10 protein-coding genes and 2 tRNA genes are annotated in these 12,076 nt (G+C 33.6%); 7 read left to right on the forward strand and 5 right to left on the reverse strand.

What is annotated here, in order from left to right:
- Positions 1-100 precede the first annotated feature (100 nt).
- Positions 101-1,234, forward strand: a complete 1,134-nt coding sequence (gene folK / locus QMG60_RS07935) for a 2-amino-4-hydroxy-6-hydroxymethyldihydropteridine diphosphokinase (protein WP_057117340.1) — start codon at positions 101-103, stop codon at positions 1,232-1,234.
- Between the two features lie 111 nt (positions 1,235-1,345).
- Here folK and QMG60_RS07940 read toward each other — a convergent pair whose 3' ends face one another.
- The 3 genes from QMG60_RS07940 to QMG60_RS07950 form a co-directional block, all read right to left on the reverse strand.
- Complete coding sequence (locus QMG60_RS07940; protein WP_281867414.1) at positions 1,346-3,541, reverse strand: T9SS type B sorting domain-containing protein; 2,196 nt, start codon at positions 3,539-3,541, stop codon at positions 1,346-1,348.
- Positions 3,542-3,583: 42 nt separating this feature from the next.
- Entirely contained in the window at positions 3,584-4,120 is a 537-nt protein-coding gene (locus QMG60_RS07945) for an RNA methyltransferase (protein WP_281867415.1), read from the reverse strand.
- A 75-nt stretch (positions 4,121-4,195) separates the two neighbouring features.
- The gene (locus QMG60_RS07950; protein WP_057117671.1) at positions 4,196-4,627 is read right to left on the reverse strand and encodes a DUF1573 domain-containing protein; all 432 of its coding nucleotides are present in this window, start codon (positions 4,625-4,627) and stop codon (positions 4,196-4,198) included.
- Between the two features lie 159 nt (positions 4,628-4,786).
- Here QMG60_RS07950 and mutS point away from each other — a divergent pair, with 159 nt between their 5' ends.
- From mutS to QMG60_RS07970, 4 genes are all read left to right on the forward strand, one after another.
- A complete protein-coding gene (gene mutS / locus QMG60_RS07955; RefSeq protein ID WP_281867416.1) occupies positions 4,787-7,393 on the forward strand; it encodes a DNA mismatch repair protein MutS in 2,607 nt (868 codons plus the stop codon).
- Between the two features lie 162 nt (positions 7,394-7,555).
- A tRNA-Gly gene (locus QMG60_RS07960) sits at positions 7,556-7,628 on the forward strand.
- A gap of 14 nt (positions 7,629-7,642) precedes the next feature.
- Positions 7,643-7,728 (forward strand) — tRNA-Leu (locus QMG60_RS07965).
- Positions 7,729-8,061: 333 nt separating this feature from the next.
- On the forward strand, positions 8,062-8,445 hold the full coding sequence (locus QMG60_RS07970; RefSeq protein ID WP_057117330.1) for a hypothetical protein: 384 nt from the start codon (positions 8,062-8,064) through the stop codon (positions 8,443-8,445).
- A 124-nt stretch (positions 8,446-8,569) separates the two neighbouring features.
- Here QMG60_RS07970 and QMG60_RS07975 read toward each other — a convergent pair whose 3' ends face one another.
- Both QMG60_RS07975 and QMG60_RS07980 read right to left on the reverse strand, forming a co-directional pair.
- Complete coding sequence (locus QMG60_RS07975) at positions 8,570-8,785, reverse strand: hypothetical protein (RefSeq protein WP_057117327.1); 216 nt, start codon at positions 8,783-8,785, stop codon at positions 8,570-8,572.
- 350 nt (positions 8,786-9,135) lie between these two features.
- Positions 9,136-10,365, reverse strand: coding sequence for a glycosyltransferase N-terminal domain-containing protein (locus QMG60_RS07980; protein WP_281867417.1), 1,230 nt, complete (start codon positions 10,363-10,365; stop codon positions 9,136-9,138).
- A 132-nt stretch (positions 10,366-10,497) separates the two neighbouring features.
- On the opposite strand from QMG60_RS07980, the gene QMG60_RS07985 reads away from it, so the two are divergent.
- Complete coding sequence (locus QMG60_RS07985) at positions 10,498-11,631, forward strand: DegT/DnrJ/EryC1/StrS family aminotransferase (RefSeq protein WP_281867418.1); 1,134 nt, start codon at positions 10,498-10,500, stop codon at positions 11,629-11,631.
- A 3-nt stretch (positions 11,632-11,634) separates the two neighbouring features.
- Positions 11,635-12,075 (forward strand): nuclear transport factor 2 family protein, encoded by a 441-nt coding sequence (locus QMG60_RS07990; protein WP_281867419.1) that lies wholly within the window; start codon positions 11,635-11,637, stop codon positions 12,073-12,075.
- Position 12,076: the final 1 nt, after the last annotated feature.

Below are 12,076 nucleotides of genomic sequence, written 5' to 3' on the forward strand. Positions count from 1 at the left end.
TGTTACAAATTAGACATCTAAAATTATGATAAAATCTAAGACGTCGTTTCACAAATATATTGGTTAATTCTAAAATAGTTTTAGTTAATTTGCATTAATTATGAAATTACAGCATCAAGTCGTTTTATCGATAGGCAGCAACCAAGGCAGCAGACTAGAAAACATCCAAAAATGTATTGATTTAATCCATCAAAAAGTAGGTACTGTCATTCAGGTTTCAAAACTTTACGAAACTCCTGCATGGGGTTTTGAGAGTGATGCATTTTATAATTGTGCACTTCTTTTGCATACCAATTCTTCTGCTCAAAAAATACTAAATCAAGTTTTGAAGGTCGAAAAAGAGCTGGGAAGAATTCGCTTGAATCAAAAAGGTTATCAATCCAGAATTATTGATGTTGATTTAATTGTTTATGATAATGAAATTATTGATTCAGAGAAACTAAAAATTCCGCATCCGCTGATGCAAAATAGGAATTTTGTTTTGCTTCCGATGCAGGATTTGAAGCTAAATTGGAAACATCCTATTTTGCAGAAAACTATAACAGAACTAATTGCTGTTACTCCAGACGAAAGTGTTTGTACTATTGTTCAGGATTTGAAAAACCCGCTCGATGAAATTCCTTTAAATCAATTTAATTATATTTCTTTTGAAGGAAATATTGGTGCAGGAAAAACAACTTTGGTGCATAAGATTGCAGAAGATTTTAATGCTAAAACCGTTTTAGAAAGATTCGCAGATAATCCGTTTCTTCCAAAGTTTTACAAAGATCAAAATAGATATGCTTTTCCTTTAGAAATGTCTTTTTTGGCTGATCGTTATCAACAGTTATCAGATGATTTGGCGCAGTTTGATTTGTTCAAAGATTTTATTGTAGCTGATTATCATATTTTTAAATCGCTGATATTTGCTAAAATTACGCTTGCAGAAGATGAATATCGTTTGTACAGAAATTTGTTCGATATCATTTACAAAGAAATGCCGAAACCAGATCTGTACGTTTATTTATATCAGAATACAGAACGTCTGCTTCAAAATATCAAGAAACGCGGCCGTAATTACGAACAGAACATCGAAGCATCCTATTTAGATAAAATCAACAACGGATACTTAGAATACATAAAATCGCAAACCGACTTGAATGTTTTAATAATCGACGTTTCAGATCGTGATTTTGTAAAAAAACACGAAGACTACGTTTTTATCTTAGATGAAATCAAGAAGAAGTTACGCTAATGTGGTAATTAGATAATTAGTCAATTAGATAATTCTTTTGTGTTTTTAAATTATCTAATTTTCAAATTGGCACATTTTCTAATTCTCAAATTGACACATTATCTAATTAAATCATCTTTTTAAAGTAAAATGCCCTCTTAAAATCGGCTTAGTATCATCAATTTTTAAAGCGTACCAATAATCAGAAGCAGGAAGCGGAATTTGGTTTAAATTGCCGTCCCAGCCCATTTTTGATCTGCTTAATTGTGCAACTAATTTTCCGTATCGGTCAAAAATAGTGACTTCTGCCTGCGGATAATTTTCCATTCCAGTTACCTCCCATACATCATTGAAAGTGTCGTTGTTTGGAGTGAAAAATGGAGGAAAAACAAGAACTACAAATTGTTTGGTAACTTGTCCGCATCCGCTCTTTTCTCGCGCATAAGCCGTTTGAAGCCCGCCAGGAACATTATAAAAAATGGTGGAATCTTGATAATTAATTCCATCCAGAGAATATTCAAAATAATTTTCGGCTTTAACAGGATAGATAATCGCTCTTGTTCCTTCAACATCGATACGATCAATTTGTGGAACTTTATGCTCTTCAACCACTATAGTTTTTCTGCTTGTGCAATTCTCAGGAGCTGGACTAGTAACATCAACAGTATAAGTTCCTCCAGAATTAATGGTAGTAGTTTGAGTTGTTGCTCCATTTGACCATTGATAATTCATTCCAGAAATCCCCGCGTCTAGTGTTATAGTTTGAAGCTGGCACAGAGGTAAAGTTTCATCAGTTACTGCAGGCGGTGCATAAATTACAATGTCTACAGGAATTCGGGTGGAGTTAATACAGCCGTTATTAGAAGACTCAGCATAATAAGTCGTGTTGGAAGAAATTACAGGAGTTACGAAATTATTTCCCGAAAAAACACTATTTCCTCCTGTAGAAGCTGTAAACCAGTTGATGCTTCCAATATTTGAAGTTGCTTTAATAGTTACAGATCCAGGTCCGCAATTAGTATATGTATTTTGTTCGGCAATTGGGGTTGCTGGAGTGGCATTTACTGTAGCAGTTACAGATTTTCTATTCGATTCGCAGCCCGCATCAACATAATAAGTTGTAGTTGTACTTATTGAGGGAGTGGTGTAAGAAGTTCCGGTTCCTAATAAATTTCCTCCCGTAGCGGCATCATACCATCCAATAGTCGCTCCACTTGATGCCGTTGCAGTAAATGTAAAAGTTCCCGAATCACAAACTGGACCCGGATTTGCTGCTGGCGTTGCAACGGGAATTGTAATTTTTGTACTTGCTGCAATTTCCAGTGGAGCTTCGCCTGGCATTCCGCCGTATTCTACAACATATCCTTTTGGCTGATAATTATCGCCGGGAGTCAATGATCCTGTGTTTGATAAATCGTTCCAAGAGCCTCTTATTCCAACTCCTGGCTGTGTAATATGTGCATAATCTTCATCTCCCTGCTGATTAGGTTCTCTCGTATTCCAGAAAGCAAAATTTGGAGTCGAACCGTTTGCATTTCCGTTCCAAAAAATAGTTCCAGCTTCAGGGCCGGTAACCCATTTCCAGACACCTTCTGTTTCCGCATCGCTTCCGCCAATCCATCCAGTTCCAGAAGCCTGTTCGCCAATTAATTTAGCCTCATCGGCAGATAAAACTGTAGCTAAATATCCTTGAAGACCGTAATATGTACTGGCAGCGGCTAAATCTCTTGCGTTTGTCCATGTAACGCCTACATTTGGAATAAATAAATAGTAATGTTCTGTAGAAGGAAGATAATTAGCTTGACCGATTGTAATAGAAAAAGTTCTTGTTCCAGATGCCGTTGCAGACGAATTGGTGAATACAACATCTTTTACTGCAGCAACAAAATCAGCATACGGAATTATAGTGGAAGAGGTTAATCCAGATAATTGTAATTTTCCTGAAGTTGTGTCCCAGCTCGTTATAATATTTGGATGTGATGCAGGATTAGCTAATTCTAAGCGATCAAGTCCGCTGGAATATCCTGATGAAATCTGTATATAAAGTACCTGTGTTCCGTTTTCTGCTGGATCATGATTGATGGTAAAATCGGTAACAATATTAATTGTAGTTTGTGGACAGTATAATTGATCTCCTTCTGCAATAAGTTTAGGAGGATCAATTACGAAATTGTCTTTCTTATGCTTCTTTATTTTGGGATTTATAGAATGTTTTGAAGTAAGTGTATTCTTTTTGTTAAAAGTTTTTGTATTTTCATTTGCAATGGAAAAATTAAAACTTAAAACGGAAAATAAAACAAGAATGGTTAGTAATTTGATATTTTTCATTTGCTAAAAATATCAATTAATTAATAACAAAAAAAATAATTTCTATTTCGGCCAATTTATTTTTTGAAACAAATCCCAAACTACTATTCCAGCGCTAACTGCTATATTTAGTGAGTGTTTGGTACCAAGCTGAGGGATTTCAATACATCCATCGCATATTGCAACAGCTTCCTGTGCAACACCATAAACTTCGTTACCAAATACCAGTGCATATTTTTGATCTTTTTCAATTGTAAAATCTTGAAGAAAAATCGCACTTTCAACCTGTTCAATGGCCATTGTAAGCACATTTTCTTTCTTTAAATTTTCAATAACTTCAAGAACATTTTCATAATGTTCCCATGCTACAGTTTCAGTCGCGCCAAGAGCAGTTTTATGAATTTCTTTGTTTGGAGGAGTGGCAGTAATACCGCATAAAATAATCTTTTCAATCAAAAATGCATCTGCCGTTCTAAAAACAGAACCAATATTGTGAAGGCTTCGGATATCATCTAAAACTAATATTAAAGGTGTTTTTTCAGATTTCTTAAAATCTTCTATAGATTTACGGTCTAGTTCGCTGTTTTCGAGTTTTCTCATTGGTGTTGAATTGTAGTCATAAAAAAAGCTTCCAAAGATAAGGAAGCTTTTTCGATTATTTATATGTTTTTCAGATTAGCTTTTTACTGGATCTGGTAAAACAGTACCTTTAATAGTAAGGATTTTTGTAGGTTGTCCTTCAGCATTAGAAGTAACAGTTACAGTTTTTGTAAAAGCACCAACTCTGTCAGTAGCATATTTTACACCAATAACACCTTTAGCTCCTGGAGCAATTGGTTCTTTTGGAGTAGTTGGAACAGTACATCCGCAAGATCCTGTAGTGTTAGTAATGATTAATGGTTTAGTTCCGTTGTTTACAAAAACAAACTCACGTTTACCATCAGCATTGTGAGCGATAGTTCCGTAATCAATAGTTTCTGTTTCGAAAAGCATTCCTGCTCCTTCAACTTTTGCAACTTTAGCAGCTTTAGCTTTTTTAGTTGTTTGTGCATTAGTAGCTGTAATACCAGCTACAGCTAACATAGCGAATAAAATTATTTTTTTCATCTTTTTAGGGTCTTTTTTTAAATGATAAACAAAGCTATGTAAAATTCTGAAACCACAACCTAAAAATATCTTAAAATATTTTAATTTTTGAAGTTTTCGAATTGCCGTTAAAAAATCATAAATTCGCTGTCTTAATTTTTTCATTTAAAACATAATAATTTGGCAGCTAAAGATAAAGTGGTGAAAGAAACACCTTTGATGAAACAGTACAACGAAATCAAGGCTAAATATCCTGATGCATGTCTGCTTTTCAGAGTAGGGGATTTTTATGAAACCTTTGGAGAAGACGCCATTAGAGCTTCAAAAATTTTAGGAATAACATTAACTAAAAGAGGAGCAGGGTCTGATACAGAAACGGCTCTGGCTGGTTTTCCGCATCATTCTGTAAATACCTATCTGCCAAAATTAGTTAAAGCCGGACTTCGTGTAGCGATTTGTGATCAGTTGGAAGATCCAAAAATGACTAAAACCATTGTCAAAAGAGGTGTTACAGAATTGGTAACTCCGGGAGTTTCTTTAAATGATGAAGTACTGCATTCAAAATCAAATAACTTTTTGGCCTCGGTTTATTTTGCCAATAAAAATATCGGAATTTCTTTCCTGGATGTTTCTACTGGAGAGTTTTTAACAGCTCAAGGAAATGCAGAGTATATCGATAAATTATTGCAGAATTTTAATCCAAGTGAGGTTTTAGTTCCAAAAAATAACAAGAGCGATTTTAAAAATGCTTTTGGTGAAGATTTTCATAGTTTTTATTTAGAAGATTGGATTTATAAAGAAGATTATGCTTTAGAAACCCTCACTAAACATTTTCAAACTGTTTCTTTAAAAGGGTTTGGTGTTGAAGAATTAAAAGAAGGAATTATTGCGTCGGGTGCGATTCTATATTATTTATCAGAAACGCAGCATAATCGTGTGCAGCATATCACGGCGATTCAGCGTATTGCAGAAGATGCCTATGTTTGGATGGATCGCTTTACGATTCGAAACTTAGAATTATATCACAGTTATAATCCAAATGCAGTTACGCTTTTAGATGTTATCGATAAAACACTTTCTCCAATGGGAGGACGTTTATTGAAACGCTGGCTTGCTCTGCCCTTAAAAGACAGTAATAAAGTAAAAAGCCGACATGAAGTTGTCGCTTATTTAAAGTCGAATCCAGAAATTCTGCATAACATTCAATATCAAATTAAGCAGATTTCAGATTTAGAGCGTTTAATTTCTAAGATCGCTGCAGGAAAGGTATCTCCAAGAGAAATTATTTATTTAAAAGAATCTCTAGATGCTATTATTCCGATAAAAACTTTGGCGCTCGAAAGTCCGCAGGAAGCTGTAAAAGTAATTGGAGACAGTCTTCATGCTTGTGAGCTGCTTCGCGAAAAAATTAAAACGACATTAAATCAAGATGCGCCTGTTGCAATTTCAAAAGGAAATGCAATTGCAAGCGGCATTAATGAAGAATTGGATGAACTTCGTGCGATTTCAACTTCTGGAAAAGAATTTTTAGAAGGAATTGAAAGAAGAGAATCAGAAAGAACAGGAATTTCATCGCTCAAAATTTCTTTTAATAATGTTTTTGGATATTATATTGAAGTTCGAAATACGCATAAAGATAAAGTTCCAGAAGAATGGATCCGTAAACAAACTCTTGTAAATGCTGAACGATATATAACGGAGGAATTAAAAGAGTACGAAACCAAAATTTTAGGTGCCGAAGAAAAAATATACAAAATAGAAAGTGAGCTTTTTGAACAATTGGTGGCTTGGATAAGTACTTATATTAAGCCGGTTCAAATGAATGCTTATTTGGTTGCCCAGTTAGATTGCTTGTGTTCTTTCACTCAGATGGCAGTAGAAAACCAATATGTACAGCCAGAAATCGATGACACTTTTGAATTAGATATTAAAAACGGAAGACATCCTGTAATTGAAAAACAATTGCCAGTAGGAACGCCGTATATTGCCAATGATGTTTTTCTGGATAGAGAAACACAGCAGCTTATTATGATTACCGGGCCAAACATGTCTGGTAAGTCGGCTATTTTGAGACAAACAGCTTTGATTGTATTGCTGGCTCAAATGGGAAGTTTTGTTCCTGCAGACAGCGTTAGAATGGGAATTGTAGATAAAATTTTTACCAGAGTCGGAGCTTCGGATAATATTTCGATGGGTGAATCTACATTTATGGTTGAAATGAATGAAACCGCTTCTATTTTGAATAATATTTCAGATAGGAGTTTGGTGTTGCTGGATGAAATTGGAAGAGGAACTAGTACATATGATGGAATCTCGATTGCTTGGGCAATTGCTGAATTCCTTCACGAGCATCCAGGAAGAGCAAAAACTTTATTTGCGACGCATTATCATGAATTGAATGAAATGACAGAATCGATGCCGAGAATCCAGAATTTTAATGTGGCGGTAAAGGAATTAAAGGATACTGTTTTATTCGTTAGAAAGCTGGTAAAAGGAGGAAGTGCTCATAGTTTTGGAATTCACGTTGCAAAGATGGCGGGAATGCCGCAGCTTGTTATTTCTAGAGCACAAAAACTTTTGAAGAAATTAGAGAAGAATCATTCCAGTGATGCTTTGCAAGGAATAAAAGCGGCTAATGACGAAATGCAGATGAGTTTCTTTAATTTGGATGATCCTTTATTGGAAGAGATAAAAGAAGAGATTTTGAGCCTCGATATTAATGCAATCACGCCAGTAGAAGCCCTGATGAAGCTGAATGAGATTAAAAGAATGTTAGTCAAAAAATAAATTTAAAAATTTTCAAGTTTAAAGTTTAGGTTATCAGAAAGTTATAAAATAAGTAAAATATTTTTAAAAAAAATGCTTGTGTAATTGAATAAATGTCCTAAATTTGCACTCGCAATACGAAACAAGTCAAGTATTGCAGAGTTCTTAAATAGAATTTGAAACGCGAAAATAGCTCAGTTGGTAGAGCGCGACCTTGCCAAGGTCGAGGTCGCGGGTTCGAGCCCCGTTTTTCGCTCAAAATCATATAATGCTCGGATGGTGAAATTGGTAGACACGCTGGACTTAAAATCCAGTGAACAGCAATGTTCGTGCGGGTTCAAGTCCCGCTCTGAGTACTAAAGCCTCTTCTTTTGAAGAGGCTTTTTTTATGGTGTAAACTTGTAAAAAATAAATTTACGAAGTAAATTTATTTTTAAGAATCTAAGAATCTAAGAATCTAAGAATCTAAGAATCTAAGAATCTAAGAATCTAAGAATCTAAGAATCTAAGAATCTAAGAATCTAAGAATCTAAGAATCTAAGAATCTAAGAATCTAAGAATCTAAGAATCTAAGAATCTAAGAATCTAAGAATCTAAGAATCTAAGAATCTAAGAATCTAAGAATCTAAGAATCTAAGAATCTAAGAATCTGAAATCTCCAATCTAAAATCTAAAATCTAAAATTATAAATGGGTGCTTTTGTAATCAGTAGGCGTTTTAACGATGAATATAAATTTACATTTACTTCGCGAAAAGGGAAGGTTATTTTTACAAGCCTGAGTTATGAATTGAGGTTTGAGTGTGAGGAAGATATTGAGAAATTTAAAGCGAATATTGAACTTGCAAAGTTTTTGAAATTTAAAGGCTCTGGCGGGAAGTATTTTTTTAAATTGATGCTTGGTGATGCTCAATTTGCGACAAGCCGTAAATACAGTACAGAATTGCTTTTGCAGAAAGGAATTAAGGAAATTGTAACTTATGCTTCCAGATCGGAAATTTTGGATTTCTCTTCAAATGAATTGATCTTTGATGATGAGGAGACTGAGGAGGAATTGGAAGAAGTAATAGAATAAAAAAAAGCGTTCACAATAGTGAGCGCTTTTTTTTTATGAAGCTAATCAATTCTGTGAAAATTGATCATAAAAAAAAAAACCATCTGAAAAGATGGTTTTAAAATCGTTAGAAACTAGGTTCTAATTATTTTTTTACTTCTTCTACTTTAGCAGCAGCTGAATCAACTTTAGCAGCAGCAGAATCAACAGTTGCAGCAGCTGAATCAACAACAGCAGCAGCTGAATCAACAGTAACAGCAGTAGAATCTACAGCAGCTTCTGAAGCAGCAGCGTCAGCTTTTTTACAAGATACAACAGTTAAAACAGCAACAACAGCTAAACTTAAAAATACTTTTTTCATCTTACTTTATTATAAAAGGTTAATTATTAATTCGTGGCAAAGATATAAATTTTTTAATATGTAAAATATTTTTTCACTTTTTTTTTAAAATATTTTCCTTACTCACGATTATCTTAGTTATCAAATAATATGCCAAATTAACAAAAATAAATTATATTATTGTATGTTTTGTGTAATTTATTTTTTGTTGAAAATTCTATCGCTCTTTTGGCTCTTTTAATTCCGTTTGTTATGGTTTATTTTGTTTTTTAAGGATAATTCTGTTTGGTTAATTAAACTTAAAATATGTTTTTATGGGTTTAATTATCATAAAAAAGATATAATCGCGACCAATTTTGGAATAAAAACAATTACGAAATGGTTTTTATGATAGTTTCTGTGGCTCCTTTATTATCTTGAATAAATGATTTGCAAATGCTGCTCTTTTTTGTAAATAATTCATTATCAGATAGTAATTGGTCGAAAGTCTTTTTTAATTCAACTGTATTAGAAATTACCATGCATCCTTGCAATTCCACAAGCGAAACGGCTTCTGCAAAATTAGAATAGTTAGGGCCTATAACAATTGGAATTCCAAAAGCAGCAGGTTCTAAAATATTATGAATTCCAGGATTACCAAATCCGCCGCCCACATAAGCAATTGTACCGTAGCTGTATATTTTAGTTAAAAGCCCAATGGTGTCGATTATAAACACATCGTATTTTGATAAATCCTTATTTTCTTTTTCAGAAAATAAAATCGTTGATTTTGTAATTTGTGCTTTAAGCTCAGCGATTTGATCTGCTTTTATATTGTGAGGAGCAATGATGAATTTTACATTTTCTGGTGCTTGATTGATATATTCGGCAATTAAAACTTCATCTTTTGGCCAAGAACTTCCAAAAACAATTACTGGCTGATTATTTTTGAAATTTTCAATATAACCAAGTTTGTTATCTCTTTCTAAAATTGCAGCAACACGGTCAAAACGAGTATCGCCGGAAACAATAACATTAGTAAATCCGATTGATTCTATTTTTTGTTTGGAACTTTCATTCTGAACAAAAAAGAAAGTAAATGCTTCTAATGCTTTTCTATAAAATCCGCCATACCATTTAAAGAACATTTGATTGTCTCTGAAAATTCCAGAAATCAAATAAGTCGGAGTTTTGCTTTTTTCTAATTCTTTTAAATAGTTGAGCCAAAACTCATATTTAATAAAGAACGCCAATTCGGGATGAACTAATTTTAAAAACTTTTTAGCGTTGCTTTTTGTGTCCAAAGGCAGATAGATAGTGACATCGGCAACGGTATTGTTTTTACGTACTTCATATCCTGAAGGTGAAAAAAAAGTAACAACAATTTTGTGTGAAGGATATTTTTCTTTGATTTTCTCTATTACAGGAAGTCCCTGTTCGTATTCTCCTAATGAAGCTGAATGAAACCAGATGGTCTTGTCATCTTCTTTAATTTTTTCTTCTAAAATGGAAAACACATTTTTTCGGCCTTCAACAAAAAGTTTAATTTTCGGACTAAAAAGTGCAACTATTTTAAGAAAAAACGCTGCTAAAGAAACGGCTAAATTATATAAAAAAAGCATGTAGTAATTTTTGCAGCTAAATTACATTTCTTTCGTTTATTTTCATTGGTTTGAAGGTATTAATAACTATTTTTGTTCCTTCTTTCTGGCATTCTGGTTTAATAGAAAGGCTTTTTAAATAAAATATCGAAAATGAAAAAAATACAAATGGTTGACTTAAAAAGTCAATACGAAAAAATAAAATCTACTGTAGATGCTTCAATTCAAGAGGTTTTAGATACAAATACTTATATTAACGGACCTTTGGTTCATCAGTTTCAAAAAAATCTTGAAGACTATCTAGGAGCTAAACATGTAATTCCATGTGCAAATGGAACAGATGCTCTTCAAATAGCTATGATGGGGTTAGATTTAAAACCGGGAGATGAAGTTATTACTGCCGATTTTACTTTTGCCGCAACTGTTGAGGTTATTGCTTTGCTGCAATTAACTCCGGTTTTAGTTGATGTTGATTTACATAATATGAATATCGATATCGAAGCAGTTAAAAAAGCGATTACTCCAAAAACTAAAGCAATTGTTCCAGTGCATTTATTTGGACGCGCTGCCAACATGGATGCTATCATGGAAATTGCAGCGGAACATAATTTATATGTAATTGAAGATAATGCGCAGGCTATTGGTGCTGATTATGTTTCTAAATCTGGAACAAAATCAAAAGTGGGAACAATTGGTCATGTTGCTGCGACTTCATTCTTTCCTTCTAAAAATTTAGGTTGTTATGGAGATGGTGGAGCAATTTTTACCAACGATGATAAATTAGCGCACATCATCCGCGGAATCGTAAATCACGGAATGTACGAACGTTACCATCACGATGTTGTGGGTGTAAATTCACGTTTAGATAGTATTCAGGCCGGAGTTTTAAATGCAAAACTACCTTTGTTAGACGAGTACAATAAAGCACGTCGTTTAGCGGCTTCAAAATATAATGCAGCTTTCGCTGGAAATGCACATATCATTACGCCAGATTTTGCTGCAAACGAAAATGATCACGTTTTTCATCAATATGTATTAAGAATTTTAGATGCAGATAGAAATGCTCTAATGCAGCATTTATTAGATCAAGGAATTCCATGTGCAATTTATTATCCAATTCCATTGCATTCGCAAAAAGCATATGTAGATCCTCGTTATAAAGAAGAGCAATTTCCAGTTACAAACCAATTAGTGCAGGAAGTAATTGCTTTGCCAATGCATACAGAACTTGATGACGAGCAGATTAAATTTATAACCGATTCTGTTTTAGAATTTCTGAATAAATAAAATATGAAGAAATTAAGCCTTTTAATTTTGATGATTCTTGTTCAGTATTCGGTTTTTGCTCAAAAAACAAATGCTAAAGAAGAAAATGCTGTTAGTACTCAAGTTGAAATTTTGCGTCAGGCAATGATTGATGCTGATGGTGCAAAATTGAAAGCATTAACTTCGGACAAGTTAAATTATGTCCACTCAAATGGTAATTTTCAAAATCAAACGGAATTTATTGACGGAATAGTTAGCGGGAAATCTGATTTTGTATCTATCGATTTTCAGAATCAGACTATAACTATTCAAGGTGATGTTGCTATAGTTCGACATGTCCTGGCGGCTCATACCAAAGATGATGGCATTGATAGAGATATTAAAATAGGAATAATGCTTGTTTGGCAAAAGCAAAAAAATAAATGGATCCTTATTGCAAGGCAGGCTTACAAATTAACTACATAAA

The sequence above is a fragment of the Flavobacterium sp. GSB-24 genome (assembly GCF_027924665.1).
In the GTDB taxonomy this organism is placed as follows: domain Bacteria; phylum Bacteroidota; class Bacteroidia; order Flavobacteriales; family Flavobacteriaceae; genus Flavobacterium.

What these genes read in the sequence shown, in the direction of transcription:
- folK (WP_057117340.1), top strand. Translation starts at nt 101, where the DNA reads ATGAAATTACAGCATCAAGTCGTTTTATCGATAGGCAGCAACCAAGGC.
- QMG60_RS07940 (WP_281867414.1), bottom strand. Translation starts at nt 3,541, where the DNA reads ATGAAAAATATCAAATTACTAACCATTCTTGTTTTATTTTCCGTTTTA.
- QMG60_RS07945 (WP_281867415.1), bottom strand. Translation starts at nt 4,120, where the DNA reads ATGAGAAAACTCGAAAACAGCGAACTAGACCGTAAATCTATAGAAGAT.
- QMG60_RS07950 (WP_057117671.1), bottom strand. Translation starts at nt 4,627, where the DNA reads ATGAAAAAAATAATTTTATTCGCTATGTTAGCTGTAGCTGGTATTACA.
- QMG60_RS07970 (WP_057117330.1), top strand. Translation starts at nt 8,062, where the DNA reads ATGGGTGCTTTTGTAATCAGTAGGCGTTTTAACGATGAATATAAATTT.
- QMG60_RS07975 (WP_057117327.1), bottom strand. Translation starts at nt 8,785, where the DNA reads ATGAAAAAAGTATTTTTAAGTTTAGCTGTTGTTGCTGTTTTAACTGTT.
- QMG60_RS07980 (WP_281867417.1), bottom strand. Translation starts at nt 10,365, where the DNA reads ATGCTTTTTTTATATAATTTAGCCGTTTCTTTAGCAGCGTTTTTTCTT.
- QMG60_RS07985 (WP_281867418.1), top strand. Translation starts at nt 10,498, where the DNA reads ATGAAAAAAATACAAATGGTTGACTTAAAAAGTCAATACGAAAAAATA.
- QMG60_RS07990 (WP_281867419.1), top strand. Translation starts at nt 11,635, where the DNA reads ATGAAGAAATTAAGCCTTTTAATTTTGATGATTCTTGTTCAGTATTCG.